We start from the raw sequence: 17,066 nt of genomic DNA, 5'->3' as shown, positions 1-17,066 counted from the left end.
TAAAAACCAAAACCAGAGAGCATACCGCCCGCGCAATGGGCGGTATGCTCTTCTAGGTTTTAAGTTTACTTATGCCTAGCTACTTAGCAGCATTAATTTGGGCAATTTTGAGTGAATTTGCTCAAAAAATTTAAGATGGGTAAGCATTTCGCTATCATAAATCAGTTACCCAAAAGCCAAAAGCTAAAAGCTAATCGCTAAAAGCTAATCGCTAAAAGCTAATCGCTAAAAGCTAATCGCTAATCCCCAACTATGCCCACTATCCTCGCGATCGAATCCAGTTGTGATGAAACGGCGGCAGCAGTAGTATGCGATCGCCAAATCCTCAGTAGTGTCGTTTCCTCCCAAATTAAAACCCATGCCCTCTATGGTGGTGTTGTGCCTGAGATCGCGGCGCGGCAACATGTGGAGACGATTAATCCTGCGATCGCCCAAGCCTATCGCGAATCAGGTAAAACATGGGCTGAAATCGACGGGATTGCCGTGACTACCGCACCAGGATTGATCGGTTCTCTGATGATTGGGGTTACGGCTGCAAAAACCTTGGCAATGCTCCATCGCAAGCCGCTCATAGCCGTACATCACCTTGAGGGGCATATTTGCTCGGCATTACTCGCCGAACCGACCTTAGAGCCACCTTTCCTATGCTTATTAGTTTCTGGTGGTCATAGCAGCATTATTTTAGTGAAAGACTATACGGACTATCGGGTAATGGGGAAAACTCGCGATGACGCGGCGGGGGAAGCCTTTGATAAGGTAGCGCGACTGTTAGGGTTAGGTTATCCAGGCGGACCTGCGATCGACCAGATTGCCAAGATGGGGGATGCCAAAGCCTACAAATTACCTCAGGGTAGAATTCCTGACTTTCCCTACGACTCTAGCTTTAGCGGGCTAAAAACTGCCGTCCTGCGCCTCACTCAAAAGTTAAGTCCCAATGGCGAAGCTTTACCGATCGCCGATATTGCGGCGAGTTTCCAAGAGACGGTGGCGATCGCCCTTGCCAATCGCACAATTAAATGCGCGATCGAGCATCATCTCTCAACGATTGTGGCGGTCGGTGGGGTTGCGGCAAATAGTGCTTTGCGATCGCGTCTACTCGCAAGCGCTGAAGAACATCACATTCGGGCAATTTTTCCGCCCTTGAGTCTATGTACTGATAATGCCGCCATGATTGGCTGCGCGGGCGCGATTCATTTTGCCCGTGGGGAGACTTCGTCCATGAGTATTGCCACGCGATCGCGTCTCAATCTTGAAGATTGCCAGAGTCTATATATAGCAACGTAAGGTTTGCTTACCCGAAAGATGAGAGGTGGCGCGAAGCGCCGCCTCTCATCTTTCGGGGCTTTGATTTGTCTTAGCTATCTCTTATACCAATTTCGATCAAAAGAACCACTAGAAACTTTTTGAAAGTGTTGCAAAACAACACTTTCAAAAAGTTTCTGGGTTTGGATTTGAGCGCAAAGCGCTGTAAGTCAGGACATCAAACCCAATATAGAGTTGCGGCGCGAAGCGCCGCAACTCTATATTGGGTTTGACGTTTGTCCTAACATCAAAATTGGTAATTGTTAAATTTAGATGACTGATGGAATGATTAGGTTTTTCAGGGAGTTCTGGATCTCCTCAGTAAGTTTGCGGGTGCATTCCTTGGCAGCCATACGACTGGATTGATATTCCTCCAGACGCTCGGAAACAGAGAGTGGCGGTGCAACCGAGATAATCAATTTGCGATCGCCAAAATTGGGATCTTTTTTGAAAATCGACTCTGGATTGCGATCGGTGATCCGCTTCAAGACGCTCCACATTAATTTCAAAACTTCGACATAGCGTGTAGGACTGGGATGTTGTCGCACGTAATTGCTCGTTACCCCAATGATACTTTCGGCAATGCGCATATGCCAGTTACTGTAACTAGCTTCGAGGGCTAGTTGATCCGCAAAGCCCCGTTCGACCTCGGACAAATTTTGGATATTCTCGATGTCATTGCGAAAAATCCGATCCCACCCTGCTTGCTCAAGACGACGACAGCGATCAACGGGTGTGCCTTTTGCTTTGATCCCAAAATTCATTTCGGCAACACTGAGAATGCGATCGGCTAGATCCTGCAAACTGATCGCCAAGTCATCGGTAGTTGGGGCTGCATCGGATTTGAAGTAATTACCATAAAAGGCTTTGTAATAATCACTGACCCATTGCACGAGGTAACCCCCCAAGTCATAGAGCCTTTGATAGCGGTTATCCTCAGTAATTGCGGGTTTACTGATGCCACATTCTTTTTCGATCATGGCAATGGTTTGATCGATTTTGCCCCAAGCATCAGCGGCATATTCGTATTGAATGCCCACGGGAATAATTAACATTTCCTCCGTACGCCCTGCTTTGACTAAGTCCTCGGTTGCCCAAAAGCCGATCTGCGCAATGCCAGGTTCTAGTTCAGCAACGGCTTCACTTTTGCCATTTGTCCCACCCTCAGGAGCCATAGACAGAGGGACATCGCCATTGGTGATTTGCTGACGCATTAGGTTTAAGGCAGGGCGATCCAATTTACCGCGAAAGATGGAAATACCCCCTAGTGCGGGAAACAGCCAGTTAATATAGTCCCCTGCCCATAGAGAAATGCCGCGATCGTAGACAAATCCGCTATGGGGCTTGGTGGTTAATTTGATGCCCATTTCCCGCGCCTGCTCTGGCACTGCATAGGCAAGTAAATACAACATCGCGAAGGGATCGTCTGTGGTCGGATGCCTAAAGGCAAGCATATACCTTGCCTTCCCATTCTGAAATTTTTCGGTAGCTTCCACAAGGCGATCGATATAGCGGGTTTCAATCTGCTTGATCCCGCATTGCCAACGTAACCAGAAAGGTGTTAAAAGCCTGATGATTTTCAATATAAATTGATTGGCTTTCGGTGGATAAACTTTAAGGGGGGGTTGGACACGAGTCAGGTCTACTGCCATGATTTCCGATGTTTTGGTAGGAATATCGAATTATAGCTATAAGTAGCTGGGCATAATTAAAAAACAAAGTCAAAACCTATAGCACTTGCTGGTTATGCACTACAGGTTTTGCATAATGATTAGAACTCTAGCTGTTGGAGTTGTTGCGATTGTTATTCTAAGTACAGCCTATTGAGGAATTAAGGGGTACAATAGCAGCATTTGGAAAACCAGTTTGAGAAGAAAGATTTATCGAGCAAAAGAAAGAATGTTTTCAAGACAATCTGGATGACAAGTAAACAATGCGGTTTAAATTTGCGAACAAAGGACTTGAGTACCGACCAAAGCATTTCAATGGGATTAAAATCAGGAGAATAGCGAGGTAAATACAAAGGCTTTGCGCCAGTAGCCGTAATCAGTTGCTGCACTTGAGCCGATTTATGGGAGTTGAGATTGTCCATCACCACCACATTGTCCGAGGATAGATGAGGACATAAATCATCCCGAATAAAATCTTCAAAGTCCTTGCCTTTCATTGAACCTTTAATCGTTTTCCTGCCTACCAGTCCCTTAATTGAGATAGCACCGATCAGTGTATGTTTTTGACCTTTGTACAGAGTTCTGAGGGAAAAAGCTTTGCGTCCCTTTGGACTTCTTGCCACTGAGCGCTCCATCCCTTCCCATAGGGCGGATTCGTCGATAAAGATCAAAGATTCTGGAGCTATATCCTTGACTTGTTGCCAGAAATCAACCCTTTCTTGTTGTACTTCTTCACTTACGACTTTTTCACTGCGAAATGTCTTTTTTTTAATGTCAGTTCTTGTTTTGCCAGAAATCGACATAGACTGCCTGTACTCACTGATAATCCTGTCTTTTCGGCTATTTCTTCGCAGTATTGCCATAATGTCCAGTCGGGATATTGCTCAACCATATTAATCTTTGTACTGTTCGCTTAGTTACCATGAATCTTTTGGCAACTTCGCGGATTGATGTATTTCCTGCTTCGTAGGCTGTTACGATCTTCTTTCTGAAATCTAGGGAATATGCTGGCATAGCTCTTTTTTTCCTGTTTTTCTGTTTCTATCCATTGTATCCCTTAATGCCTCAACAGGCTGTAATAAATAATATGACTATCCCGTCCAGATGTCTCACATTTTAAGAATTAACAGTTTACCTAGTTTCCATAAAGATCCATTTGATCGCCTATTAATTGCCCAAAGTTTAGTTGAAGACTTATTGTTAATAACAGTAGATGGGTCGATCGCACATTATCCCATCAAAACTATCTGGTAATTTATCCAAGCTTAGAAATTGGTAATTATATCTTTTAGCCAATCGCTTGAAATTGCATTTCCAAATTAAATATCTCACCGAAGGTTTGCGCGATCGCCTTTTTTACTTTTACAAACTCAATATCTGGTACAAACTGATTCAGATTACAAACTTGGCAATCGGAGATTCCGCAGGGAACAATGCGATTAAATCCTGTTAAGTCCATACATACATTTAGCGCAAAGCCATGCATCGTAATCCATTGACTTACTTTAATTCCAACTTGTGCGATCTTTTGAGTTTGACCAGCATTATCAATCCAAACGCCAGTTAAGCCTTGAATGCGCTGCGAAGTTACCTTAAATTTAGCTAGAACTTGAATAATTACTTCTTCGAGTTGTCTCAAATACCAATGCAGGTCGTGCTGATGGTGATCGAGATTGAGAATAGGATAGGCGACTAGTTGCCCGATCGCATGGTGCGTAACTTCTCCACCACGCTCAATGCGATGACACTCGATATCAGGTTCATCAAGCTTGAATTTGAGAAATTCTAAGCTTGAACCTTGACCAAGGGTATAAACGGCAGGATGTTCCACGAGCAATAACACATCGGGTAAATCCTTACCCTCACGTCTTGCCTGTTTCCGCTCCGCTACTAGCTCTTTTTGCCATTGCCATGCTGTGAGATAGGGAATTGGGCGATCGCTTTGGTAAAGCAAACAGGGGCGACGCATATTAAATAGAGATTCCACGACTATTAAGGGAAATGCAGAAGTTTATTAGCGAAATTATGGGCAAAATTATGGGCGAGATTTAGAGAGTTGCGTACTCAGATTCAAGGCGATCGCTATCCCGTTCCATTTCCATTTCTAAAAGGGAAGTAGATTGCTGCGCCTCTTGAAAATAAATAATATCTTTGCGGGGATCGACTTCACCAGTCTTAATGCGCAGATTATCGCCTACTTGAATCTGACGATTAATTCGCATAGGTAACTTCAAACCCAAATCTTCGATCAGCACTAACGCTAGTTTTTCGTTTTCGCGCAACCAATCCAACATGAGAGCTTCCCACACCACATCCTTATTGCGTCGCAGATATTCTAGGCTCCAATAACGAACTGATTGTTTTTCAACTTGATTAGCATCCCAAATCGCAGGATCGATCGCCTGCAAAATTGCCGTGAGCATTTCCGCCGTAAAGGGCAAAGATTCCTTACGCAAAAAAGCTTTGATCTGCCAATGGGCAAGCAGATCGCTGTAACGACGAATCGGCGAAGTTACCTGAGCATAGGCATCAAGCCCCAAACCTGAATGACGCGACGCATATAAACCTAAGGAACCCTTGGTCATGCAGCGACAGATCGCAAATTCGCGCACAGGCCCCGATGGCAATTGCATCAAAGTATCGAGAGGAGGCAATTCGGGCTGTTCCTGATATCGATAGGGAATGGGAATATTATTGGCTTGGGCAAATTTTGCAGCTACTTCCCCCGCGAGAATCATCATCTCCGCCACCAATTGCCGCGAAAAAGTATCTTCCATTAATTCTAAGGTCAAGCCATCGCCACTCTGAGAATTGACCTTGACCGTAGTATCGGGTAAATGAATTTCGATCGCACCCTGCTCGACGCGCCATTTTTTGCGAAGACGGGCAAAATCGGCAAGGCGATCAAGATCGTCCTCTACCCCTAGTTGCAACATCTCTTCTACATCTTCATAGGTGAGGCGATAGTTCGGCTTTACTAAACTTGCCACAATTTCATAATGGGAAACCGCACCAACACGATCGAGATCGACGGCAAAAGAAAGCGCATGGCAGACCTTATTTTCGATCAAGCTCATGGGACCTGCGGCTAACTCAATCGGGAACATGGGGATCACCCCTGTGGGCAAATAGACACTTGTGCCCCGCTTGCGTGCATCCTTGTCTAAGGGACTATCAGGATCAAGCCACCTAGTCGGATCGGCAATGTGAATCCATATACGCTTGCCACCATCACTGAGCGTTTCAATACTCAGTCCATCATCAATTTCCGTCGTGCTGATATCGTCAATCGTATAAACATGAAGATGGGTGAGATCGCGCCGCAAGTCCTGCATATTGTCGGGAATTGGCGCATTTAGACAATCTTGGGCAGCCGCAACCACCTCATTGGCAAAATGTAGAGGAACTTGACTACGCAGCAAGTTAAGGTTCTCATGTTCGTTCCAAATGCCTAAATCAACGAGCATTTGAAAGGCGGACTGTTCATTTTTAGAGCGCTTGGCAAAGGTTAATAACTCTTGGGCGGCGGACTTATCTGAAGCCTCATCACCATAGAGAGCATAGCGTTCCAGACAGTCCAGCCGACTGCGATCGCTCGCAGTCCAAGTTACCTCACCGCCAGATAACCTAGTTGATAGCTTTTGTTGAAACTCTTCAATTAATTTAGCTCTTTGGGCCGCGGCTTCCGCTTGATGCTTTAGTTCTGAGACTTGCGAACTCGATCGCGGCTCGTAGAGATCCCCTTTCTGCTTAAAGTAAATCTTGTCATTATTTAATAAGCAATAGGATGCATAACAGGTAACCGCTGAGGCTTCAGAAAACAAAAGGTTGGCAAGGTTGGTGGGATTTGTTGCCTGATTTTCTTCAATCAAAATTTCCCAAGCCACCTCTAGGCTGCTGGGATCGAGAAATTTTTCAACCTTTTGTAAAAATGAAGGAATTTGGGTGTAGGTGAAACTGGAGCTTTCGCCATTCGCTTTGATGGTGTAATTAATTTCACGGGGATGGATGGTATGGCTGTTCCCATTTTCATCGATCGCTTGAAAGTGCTTTTTCCCTTCAGGACGATCAATCACGACAAGGCGGCGATCGCCATGCAATTTCACTTCGATTAGCGTACCTTTTTCCAAAATTGCCCCTTGTCCACCAAAGCCAAAAATTGTCTTTAATATTCTACCGTTTTATCTATCGGTCACTGTAGGAAAAAACAAAAAAGAGAGGTATTACTTGACGATGCTTCTCTTTTTTGTTTTCTAGTTTGTTGTCTAGTTTCTTTTCTAGTTTGTTTTCTAGCAAGTTCAGTAAATGTTTGTTTCAAAATTCATCTAGTAAAAACGACAATTATTACCGCGTTTACTGGATGAATTTTGGACTAAACAATTTCATATTGCATAGTACTAGCGATCGCGCCTAAGGCTGAGGCGGCGATCTCAGGTTGGTAACCGATAAGCGCGTCTAACGTTGATTTTGCTGGTTGTTTGGGGGCTGCAAGCATAGCAACACCCAAAACTAGCAAGGCGATACTAGATTTGATGCTAAATGTGCTATTCATCTTCATATTCCTCCAACAATGTTGTCCCAACGAGCGCAGTGACTAAAATTTACGTCTTTTTGTTTCCCGAACTTTAGCTGAGTACTATTTATAAACTTGTTACCTAGAGACTAATTGCCAGTTTAGTCATAAAGGGGAAATATAACTAAACTGTATGATAATCGCCTAAGCCATATAAGAATGTAATTTAAGCGTCAGGTTTGCAGTGATTATCATCACATTTAGCAATAATTTCTAACCCCTACAGCATAAAGCCCATAAATAAAGCCCATAAAATTAGAGATATGCCTTTTCGGGCTACTTCTAAATTTATGGGCTTTATCAAAGCTTGCAAAGCTCTAGGTGGATGAGCTATCTGGATGATTTACAGCGCTTTGCGCTCAAACCCAAACCAAGGAAATTTTTGAAAGCGTTGCTTCGCAACGCTTTCAAAAATTTCCCTATGGTTAGTTTGATCGATAATTGCGGTAATATCGATCTCTTGGGGTAGCACTTGGTGGTATACCCGCGCACCTACGGACATTAAGCTTGTGAGAATTACTGATAACGAACTGATCGCATTATGCACTGACCTAATCGGTAAGGATAATGTGTCTTTATTTGAGAGACTAGAACCAAATTTGCATCGTCGCATTGTCAATAGTCTTGCTCCCGATAGCTTGCCTCCTGCTTGCGTGATTTATCCGCAAACGATCGCGGAATTATCTGGGGCGATTACCCTAGCTTACAATTACAGTTTGCGGGTTTTGCCCTGTGGCAATGCGACTAAATTAGATTGGGGTGGTTTAGTAAGTCGAGCGGATCTAGTTGTCAGTACCGCAGGGCTTGATCGGACGATCGAGCATTGTGTTGGTGATCTCACGGTTACGGTTGAGGCGGGGGGTAAGTATCGGGATTTGCAAACCCTGCTCGCTAAGCAGGGACAATTTTTAGCGATCGATCCGCCCTATGCTGCCGAGGCAACTATGGGCGGGATCCTCGCGACGGGCAGTTCAGGCTCATTACGCCACCGCTATAACAGTGTGAGGGACATGTGCTTGGGGATCGAGTTTGTCCGCGCAGATGGCGCATTGGTCAAGGCAGGAGGTCGTGTCGTCAAAAATGTGGCGGGCTACGACTTGATGAAATTACTAACGGGTTCTTACGGCACTTTAGGGATCGTCTCCAGTATTACCTTTCGACTTTATCCCTTACCTGAATCTACTCAGATCGTCGTACTGACTGGTACTGCCGAAGCGATCGCCGCCGCTCAACAACAAATTAGTACCTCAGTACTTACACCCACAGCCTGCGATCTACTATCGGCAACGGCAATCGCCGATCTGGGGTTGGGGCAAGAGATGGGCTTAGTAATGCAATTTTCCAGTCTCAAAGCTAGCGTAATCGAACAGGGCGATCGCTTAGCGACCCTTGCCAAGGAACTAAATTTAGAAGTACAGGTACTGGGTGAAACGCGCGAATTTTGGGAATTGCTAGAGATCCTCATCTGGCAAGATGAGCTACGGAATTTGGCTCCAGCTTTGGCTCCATCTACTCCATCTACTCCATCTACTGACAATGAGGATTATATAATTTGCAAATTAGGCATATTGCCCTCAGTGAGCGTTGCCTTTCTTCAGCAATGCGAACAAATCTTTGATAGCCAATCCTATTACCTCCAAATCCATACTGGTAGTGGTTTAGGCATTTTACGGGTAGAGGAGGTTGGGGATTTAGAGGCGATCGCGACCCAGATAGCTAAGGTCAGGAGTCTTGTTGAAGCTCACCAAGGATTTTTGACAATTCTCGAAGCCCCCCAAGAGTTGAAATTTAAAACTAATGTGTGGGGATATCAGGGCAATGCCAGCGATTTGATGGGCAAAATTCGCCAACAGTTCGATGCGAGAGGGCTATTGAGTCCCAATCGCATGTTTTCATGATTTTTACCTTATTTTTGCCTTATTTTTGTCTTATTTTTACTTTTAGCAAATGTTTTCTTCCTTTATCCACCACCGATAGCGGTATCGAGTTATGCTAGCAAAATCCCCAAAAACCTTTATCAAAGCCCATTTATAGAGTTGTGGCGCTTCGCGCCACAACTCTATAAATGGGCTTTGGGATTTTGCTATACAAGCTTTCTTTTGTAAATTCACGAGTAAATTCACGAGTAAATATGCAAGTTCCCGACCAGCCAAACTCTGAGAACCGAAATACTGACTTGAGGAGCGATTCTCTGTTTCCAGCCTTTGATAGCAAAAATCCACCCAATCCGCAATTAATTGATGCCTGTGTTCATTGTGGCTTTTGCTTGTCTACCTGTCCGAGCTATCGCGTCATTGGCAAAGAGACTGATTCTCCAAGGGGACGCATCTATTTAATGGATGGTATTAATGAGGGTGAGATCCCTCTTTCTCCAGCGATCGCCCAGCATTTTGATTCCTGTTTGGGATGTTTGGCCTGTGTCACTACCTGTCCTTCGGGCGTGGAGTACGACCAACTCATCGAAGCAACACGCGCCCAAACGGAAAGAAATCATAGGCGATCGCTACCTGAGCAATTATTACGAAAATTTATTTTTGCCACTTTTCCCTATCCCAAAAGGCTCAGGGTTTTGCTTGCGCCCCTCTTGGCTTATCAAAAACTAGGTTTACAAAAATTACAGCGATCGCTCGGTTGGCTAGAAAAACTATTGCCCAAGCAGATTTTAGCGATGGAATCGCTCCTGCCCAACCTCACTGCCCAATCATTTCAAGATAATTTTCCTGAAGTTATTGCGGCAAAAGGTGAAAAGCGCTATCGCGTAGGCATGTTATTGGGATGCGTGCAACGGGTATTTTTGCCAGAGGTGAATAATGCCACGGTGCGGGTGTTAACGGCAAATGGTTGTGAAGTGGTAGTCCCGAAACTGCAAGGTTGTTGTGGGGCTTTGTCCCATCACCAAGGTCAGGAAGCGCAAACCTTAGAACTTGCTAAACAAACTATCGATGCTTTTGCCGATTTAAATCTCGACGCAATATTGGTGAACGCATCGGGTTGCGGACATACTCTCAAGGAATACGGTCATATTTTAAAAAACGATCCAGATTATGCCGCCAAAGCAGCGCTATTTTCGCAGAAAGTAAAAGACGTACAGGAATTTCTCGATCGCGTTGGGCTCACTGCCAAGCTATCCCCTTTGCAGGATCGCCCCTTAACGATCGCCTATCAAGATGCCTGCCATATGCTGCACGGGCAAAAAATCAGTCTTGAGCCCCGTCGTTTGCTACGCCAAATTCCGAATGTTCAGCTAAGGGAATCCATTGATGCGGCTCTTTGTTGTGGTAGTGCGGGAATTTATAACATCTTGCAACCTGAGGTCGGGCATGAGTTAGGAGAAATGAAAGTAACGAACCTCACCGATACTGGCGCTCAGTTAATTGCTTCCGCCAATGTTGGCTGCATTACCCAAATTCGCAAACATTTAAAATTGCAAAATAAAAATACTCCACTCATGCATCCCATGGAACTGCTGGACTATTCCATTCGCGGCCAAAAACTGTAGCGCACGCTGCGCGTGCGCTACAGTTTTTTGGGTTTTAAGTTTACTTATGCCTAGAAGAGCATACCGCCCGCGTAGCGGGCGGTATGCTCTCTGGTTTTGGTTTTTAATTCTACCTAGCTACTTATATTTTTTAATTTATTGAAGTGTTGGCTCACTTCAGTGAATTGGTATTAAGTACCTCAGCATAGTTAAAATCCTGAACTAAAACCTGCGGCGATCGCTACGCGTCCGCCACAGGTTTTAGGGTTTTACATTTAATTGCGCCTAGCCATTTAGCAGAGCACTTTTTTAAGGCTTTAACACATTTGCAGGAAACTGCCCCATGACATTTCCCGCAGGACTGTACTGGCAAACTACATAAAAAGCGTTATACCTAGTGCCATTAAGTGTTTTCGTTCCCTTAGATGCACCACAGCCTAGTTTGGTACTGCCCTTCCATACCACCTGCGTAAAGTGACCAGTCGCTGAGGAAAATCCAGGAGCGGCATAGTTATAAAGTTTCACCTCGTTATACCAAGAGTCGATCGCATTCTTGGCGAGGGTATCTGAAGCGATCGAAGGGGCTGTGGTGTAGTAGACATACAGATTTTCCCCAGCCCCGTTTCTCTGAGCGGAAGAACTATGGGCAAATGTTCCCGTAGCCGCTAGATTATCTGCCCAAGCTTGCGCTGTGCTATTCACGGAGTTATTGAGAGACATCGCAGGACTACGATGGATACTGCGATAGGTATTGTGTTTGGAGAGAGACGTACTGCGTAAAGTACTTAAATTAACCGTTTGAGCCGATACGGAATCATGGTTAGTACCCAGCCCAATAGTCAAGCTGGTTAATGCTAAACCGATAAATAGCTGCTTGTTGATGAACATTTTATGAAATACCTAAACTGATCGAATAATATTCTAGTCTCCCAATGTTAAATCTAACTACTTGCGCAAAATAAATTGCCCAAACCCGTAAAGTTGCCTCCCTTCGGGAGGCAACTTTACGGGTTTGATCGTTAATTGCTGTAATTATGCCTAGCCAATTAATGAGGCGATCGCCTATTACTTTCTGGGTATTGCTAAAAAAGGTAGGGATGGGCGGCGCTTAGCGCCGCCCATCCCTACCTTTTAACACTACTTTCTGCATCAAAACCAGATAATATGTTAGGAGCCTTGCTAAATAAGGTTTTTAATATGTTTTTACTCTTTAATTATTGTAAATATCATTTGTAATTATTTGTAAATATCATGAGTACAGGGCTGCAAGCGGCTACAAAGTTGGAAGAAAAAGTTGTCTTAGTAGATATTAACGATCGCCAAATTGGGGTTGCAGAAAAATTACAGGCTCATCGCGATGGTTTATTACACCGAGCCTTTTCGGTTTTTGTGTTGAACTCTCAGGGACAACTTTTATTACAAAAACGCGCCCAACATAAATATCACTCGGGAGGACTCTGGACAAATACCTGTTGCAGTCACCCCCGTCATGAAGAGACAACTGTGCTGGCTGCCCACCGACGTTTGCAAGAAGAAATGGGCTTTGACTGTGAGTTGCGGGAAATATTTAGTTTTGTCTATCACGCTCAACTAGATAATGATCTAACAGAGCATGAATTTGACCATGTGTTTGTCGGCTATAGCGATCGCGAACCAATTCTCAATCCTGAAGAAGCCGAAGATTGGAAATGGATAGATTTAAAAATTTTACAAGCCGATCTTCTCAAAAATCCCCAAGCCTATACCTATTGGCTTCGCGACTGCTGCGATCGCTTTATTACTGCCATACAGTAAGCATTGGCGTTTTATGTCCTAAGTAAACCTTGCTTTCGTTTAGCTACTTCAAGGGTGATTTAACTATAATGCTTAACTAAGTAGCTAGGCATAAGTAAACTTAAAACCAAGAAGAGCATACCGCCCGCTGCGCGGGCGGTATGCTCTCTGGTTTTGGTTTTTAATTATGCCGAACTACTTATTAATGCTTAACTAATGTAATGGAGGTAATAGAAGAACATATGGAAACTTATTCAGAAGAGCAAGTCGATCAGATTCTCCGCTATGCCCTAGCCAAAAGAACTAATGGTCAAAGTCTGACGAAACAGCAGGTATATGAGATTGCTTCCGATATGGGCATTAGTGAAGCCGATTTCTTAGCATCCGTGCAGGAATGGCAATCAACCCAAGTCGTCCGCCAAGAGTATGGAGAGTTTGATAAATATAAAAAGAAATCATTTCAATCAAACCTCTTAAAATATGCGATCGTGAATTCCTTCTTAGTAGCATTAAATTTTTTCACATCAGGAAAAATTGGGTGGGCAATCTATCCGCTATTGTTTTGGGGCTTAGCGGTGGCATTAGATGCATGGGTAACCTATCAAACTGAAAGCGAAGAATACCAAAAACAATTCCAAAAGTGGCAGCAAAAACAAAAACGCGATCGCCTTACGGCACAAATTACAGGCAAATTAACCAATAGCCTCGAAGAATGGCTCAAGTAGGGTTAAAGAAGTAGCGCTGGACGCTACTTCTTTAACCGCAAACCCCAGTAGAGGATGGTGGTGCAAAGCGCCACCATCCTCTAGCTAGCTATATACAGCTACGGGCACTCGCTTAAAGGCTGGCGTGCCACAGCGCTCATCAATAGGAACGCTAAAAATTGTATTAACTTCGGGATAAAACATCAGTGCCGAGCCTTCACGGATTTGTCCGTAGATGATTTCTACCTGCTCCATTTTGCCAGCGTTGCCCTTGACCGTAACTCGTTGATGTTCTTGAAAGCCTGCGCGATCGCCATCCATCGGATTCATCAAAATGCAATTGCGATGGGGCATTCCGCGATAATAGTCACCATCTTTATAGACAACGGTGTTGTGTTGAGAATAGCTGCGTCCCGTACCGAGAACAAGGACGATCACTTGAGCAGTATCTGTGGGAAGGTCAAAGCTGGCAATATCAGGTAATTCTAGCTGGGGCAAAGGCGTTACAAACATTTTGGCTTTTCCCGATGGAGTCGGGAATTTAGGCGTATGGAAGATGCGATCGGGGATTGTAAATTCTTGATTGGTCGCATCAATTTCTCCGATTTTTTCGTAGTTGGGGATTGTCTGGGCGATGAGTTGCCGCACATATTGGGGATCTTGCAGCGATCGCCAGTTAATTACATCATTACCATGGAGGCGATCGGCAAGTTCCGCCAGAAGCTCGACTTCTGAAATCAATTCGGTTCCTTCCTTTTGGCTGAGGTGGGATGCACCTTCATCATTGAGCCGCACGAAATTATTTCCTGACTCGGTAGTAGTTTTATGGGGATTTTCAAAGCGGGCAAAGACAGGCAGGATTAATGTATCCTTTTGGGCGAGTCCGTGAAAATGTCCGAGATTGGGCTTGGTGGAAATATAAATAATCGTTTCGATCTTGCCGAGGGCGCATTTGGCTTGGGTGAGATTGGGATTTGCAGCGTAGATATTGCCGCCGAGACAGAGCAGGGTATCAATTTCCGAGCGATCACTTGCCTCTATCAAAGCGCGAGTGTCGTAGCCCATTTTTCGACTGAGCGATCGCTGTAGCAACTTCTCTAGGGCTTGCATAATCTCCTCTTTGAGCCGAATCGTTACGCCCATCGAGCCAAATCCCTGTACGTTAGAATGTCCGCGAATTGGCATCGTCCCTGCCCCTTCCTTACCCACATTGCCTGTTAAAAGCGCCGTATTAGTGATACTAAAAATATTATCTACGGCATTGGAATGCTGGGTGATTCCCATAGCCCAAGCAAAAACAACCCTTTGCGAAGTGCCAATCATTTCAGCGGCAATTTCCAATTCTTCGCGAGAGACTCCGCAGGTACGAATAATGTCCTCCCAAGCCAGAGATTGTACCTGTGCGATTACCTCTTCCCATTCCTCCGTATATTGCCGCAGGAAATCATAATCAATCCAATTATTCTCCAGCAGAACCTTCTGAATTCCCAGAAAAACCGCCGTATCGCTTCCCGATATTGGCTGAATGTAATGGGAAGCAATGTCGGAACCCTTGAGCAAAGATTTAATCGGATAGGCGGGCGATGCAAATTTAACTAGCCCAATTTCGATCAGAGGATTGACGATGATGATCTTGCCACCGCGATCGCGGAGTTTAATCAATTCATTCATCAAACGCGGATGGTTGGCAGGGGCATTGGAGCCAATTAATACAATGCAATCACTCTGCTTTAAATCTCCAAGACTGACCATGGAAGTGCCAGAACCAAATACCTGATTTAATCCCACCGTTGAGGGGGCATGACAAAGATCGGAGCAATCCGCTAGGTTATTAGAACCTAGCGATCGCATTAGCAGTTGCAATAGGTAAGCGGCTTCGTTAGACGATCGCCCTGAGCTATAGGAGGCGAGGCGCTCAGGAGATTTTTGAAAGGCGCGGACAACAATTTCATAGACCTCATCCCATGAGATCCTTTCATAGCGATCGCGATGAGCACGTTTAATAACAGGAAAACTCAATCGACCGAGGCGATCGGCTTCCATTGAATTAAGATTTTGTAGTTCTGCTAAGGTAAACCTCTCAAAAAAATGGGGGGGAATGGCTTCCATTAATTCTGAAGCGATCGCTTCAACACTCTTGGCACAGCGCTGTAAATTTTCCTCATCCTCATTCTGAAATCCCCCCTTTTGTCCGCCCGTTCCCCAAGCGCAGGATAGGCAAGCACTTTTATGTAACAGGGTTTTCCATAAGAGCCCTCCCTTCAGATCGAGAGTCTTCTCCGCCCAATAGCCAATCACGGGCAAACCTCCGCCCATTTCTGGCTTTGGGCTACCGAGGGAATTGGCGATCGCTGTTTCGGAGGATGTCGAGTCAGCCATAATTTTATATTGTCTAAAGCATAACGGTTTGATTGCTTAGGGCTGACTTTTCGGCAGCATTGGCAATAGCCAGCGCATGGAGAATGCTGTCATGGCTAGTATATAGCGGTGTCCCATCGAATAGATGGGAAAGAACATTTTCTGTATCTTTTTTAAACAACCCTCTGGTGGAGCCTGCATCAAGTTCCCTTTCTCCTGCCGCCGAAATTAACTTGCCCTTGTCTCCCGAAAAGATAATCGCGCCTTCGCTACCCTGTAATTCCATAATCCGCTCTGGCTGCCAGAAATTTTCGCCTTTGCTATAGCTAACATCAGCAAGCACGCCATTCTCAAACTGAAGTTGAGCGTTACAAACACAGGATGTAAAATGATGGGGCAAATGATCGCCACTATAGCGTAACTGACAGGTAACAGCCTTTACCTTCCCAAAGAGAACGATGATTCGATTTAGACGCGATACGGCTGCTGTCAGAGGGAACCCAAATAGGTCGGGTTTATAGGTCCATTTGTCGGGTACGGGGTGCTGCGGACTTTTGGTGGAATATCGTGCGTAAAAAGGATTGCCAATCTTTGCTAAATGCTCCACTACCAATTGATGTACACCACCCAGTAGCTCAATATGCTCGACATGTAACAACAAATTCTGCTGTTGGGCCAAATTGACTAATTCTTCTGCCTCTGCGAGATGAAAGGATAGAGGATATTCCACAATCACATGTTTGCCCGATCGCAAAGCCTGTCCGACTACTGCCCCATGATCGCGATTGACATTACAGATCACCACCAAGTCAAGATCGGGACGCATGACCAGTTCAGACCAATATTGATATATGTGGGGAATCGCCAAATCCTGCGCGATCGCTCCTGCTTTTTCAGGTGTACCCGCGATCGCAGTTAGGGCAATGCGCGAATCTTGACTCAAGATTTCAGCCCGTAACCTAGCCACAAAGCCTGAGCCAACAATGCCAACCCGCAGAGGTTGAGGAAATTTCTGATAAATAGAAGAAGAACTGGTCATGATTGAAGATTAGACGTATGGGCAGCTTGGAATTAGCCATCTTGAGCTTATACCAATTCACTGAAGTGAGCCAGCACCTCAATGAATTATAGCGATATTCACTTAAGTCAGGGGTAGTCCTAAAAAGGAAAGGATGAGGGAAAATATCTAGATGGTTGTTACAGATTAA

At 44.9% G+C, this 17,066-nt stretch carries 12 protein-coding genes and 1 pseudogene; 5 read left to right on the top strand and 8 right to left on the bottom strand.

The window, feature by feature from the left end; genetic code table 11:
- The first annotated feature begins 252 nt into the window (after nucleotides 1-252).
- Nucleotides 253-1,284: a tRNA (adenosine(37)-N6)-threonylcarbamoyltransferase complex transferase subunit TsaD gene (gene tsaD, locus PSE7429_RS05510; RefSeq protein ID WP_009626097.1), complete on the top strand. Its 1,032-nt coding sequence runs from the start codon at nucleotides 253-255 to the stop codon at nucleotides 1,282-1,284.
- A gap of 287 nt (nucleotides 1,285-1,571) precedes the next feature.
- Here the strand turns inward: tsaD and PSE7429_RS05505 are convergent, their stop codons facing one another.
- From PSE7429_RS05505 to PSE7429_RS05485, 5 genes and pseudogenes are all read right to left on the bottom strand, one after another.
- The gene (locus PSE7429_RS05505; protein ID WP_009626096.1) at nucleotides 1,572-2,954 is read right to left on the bottom strand and encodes a lysophospholipid acyltransferase family protein; all 1,383 of its coding nucleotides are present in this window, start codon (nucleotides 2,952-2,954) and stop codon (nucleotides 1,572-1,574) included.
- 179 nt (nucleotides 2,955-3,133) lie between these two features.
- Nucleotides 3,134-3,986 (bottom strand): annotated as a pseudogene (locus PSE7429_RS25015) (IS630 family transposase).
- A gap of 274 nt (nucleotides 3,987-4,260) precedes the next feature.
- On the bottom strand, nucleotides 4,261-4,941 hold the full coding sequence (gene lipB / locus PSE7429_RS05495; RefSeq protein WP_009626092.1) for a lipoyl(octanoyl) transferase LipB: 681 nt from the start codon (nucleotides 4,939-4,941) through the stop codon (nucleotides 4,261-4,263).
- Between the two features lie 79 nt (nucleotides 4,942-5,020).
- Nucleotides 5,021-7,102, bottom strand: a complete 2,082-nt coding sequence (locus PSE7429_RS05490; RefSeq protein ID WP_009626091.1) for a ribonuclease catalytic domain-containing protein — start codon at nucleotides 7,100-7,102, stop codon at nucleotides 5,021-5,023.
- A gap of 242 nt (nucleotides 7,103-7,344) precedes the next feature.
- Nucleotides 7,345-7,524: a hypothetical protein gene (locus PSE7429_RS05485; RefSeq protein ID WP_009626090.1), complete on the bottom strand. Its 180-nt coding sequence runs from the start codon at nucleotides 7,522-7,524 to the stop codon at nucleotides 7,345-7,347.
- A 530-nt stretch (nucleotides 7,525-8,054) separates the two neighbouring features.
- On the opposite strand from PSE7429_RS05485, the gene PSE7429_RS05480 reads away from it, so the two are divergent.
- Complete coding sequence (locus PSE7429_RS05480; protein ID WP_009626088.1) at nucleotides 8,055-9,443, top strand: FAD-binding oxidoreductase; 1,389 nt, start codon at nucleotides 8,055-8,057, stop codon at nucleotides 9,441-9,443.
- Nucleotides 9,444-9,676: 233 nt separating this feature from the next.
- Entirely contained in the window at nucleotides 9,677-11,044 is a 1,368-nt protein-coding gene (locus PSE7429_RS05475) for a (Fe-S)-binding protein (RefSeq protein ID WP_009626087.1), read from the top strand.
- A 288-nt stretch (nucleotides 11,045-11,332) separates the two neighbouring features.
- On the opposite strand, the gene PSE7429_RS05470 is transcribed toward PSE7429_RS05475, so the two are convergent.
- On the bottom strand, nucleotides 11,333-11,911 hold the full coding sequence (locus tag PSE7429_RS05470) for a CAP family protein (RefSeq protein ID WP_009626086.1): 579 nt from the start codon (nucleotides 11,909-11,911) through the stop codon (nucleotides 11,333-11,335).
- Between the two features lie 363 nt (nucleotides 11,912-12,274).
- On the opposite strand from PSE7429_RS05470, the gene idi reads away from it, so the two are divergent.
- Entirely contained in the window at nucleotides 12,275-12,817 is a 543-nt protein-coding gene (gene idi / locus PSE7429_RS05465; protein WP_009626085.1) for an isopentenyl-diphosphate Delta-isomerase, read from the top strand.
- Between the two features lie 221 nt (nucleotides 12,818-13,038).
- The gene (locus tag PSE7429_RS05460) at nucleotides 13,039-13,521 is read left to right on the top strand and encodes a 2TM domain-containing protein (RefSeq protein ID WP_100228891.1); all 483 of its coding nucleotides are present in this window, start codon (nucleotides 13,039-13,041) and stop codon (nucleotides 13,519-13,521) included.
- Between the two features lie 84 nt (nucleotides 13,522-13,605).
- Here the strand turns inward: PSE7429_RS05460 and PSE7429_RS05455 are convergent, their stop codons facing one another.
- Together PSE7429_RS05455 and PSE7429_RS05450 are read right to left on the bottom strand one after the other, a co-directional pair.
- Nucleotides 13,606-15,879, bottom strand: a complete 2,274-nt coding sequence (locus tag PSE7429_RS05455) for an FdhF/YdeP family oxidoreductase (protein WP_009626083.1) — start codon at nucleotides 15,877-15,879, stop codon at nucleotides 13,606-13,608.
- 13 nt (nucleotides 15,880-15,892) lie between these two features.
- A complete protein-coding gene (locus tag PSE7429_RS05450; protein ID WP_009626082.1) occupies nucleotides 15,893-16,897 on the bottom strand; it encodes a Gfo/Idh/MocA family protein in 1,005 nt (334 codons plus the stop codon).
- Between the last annotated feature and the right edge of the window lie 169 nt (nucleotides 16,898-17,066).

It is taken from the genome of Pseudanabaena biceps PCC 7429 (assembly GCF_000332215.1).
GTDB lineage: Bacteria > Cyanobacteriota > Cyanobacteriia > Pseudanabaenales > Pseudanabaenaceae > Pseudanabaena > Pseudanabaena biceps.
Note: the sequence above shows the minus strand (reverse complement) of the source record. Positions and strands in the feature narration are given on the sequence as shown.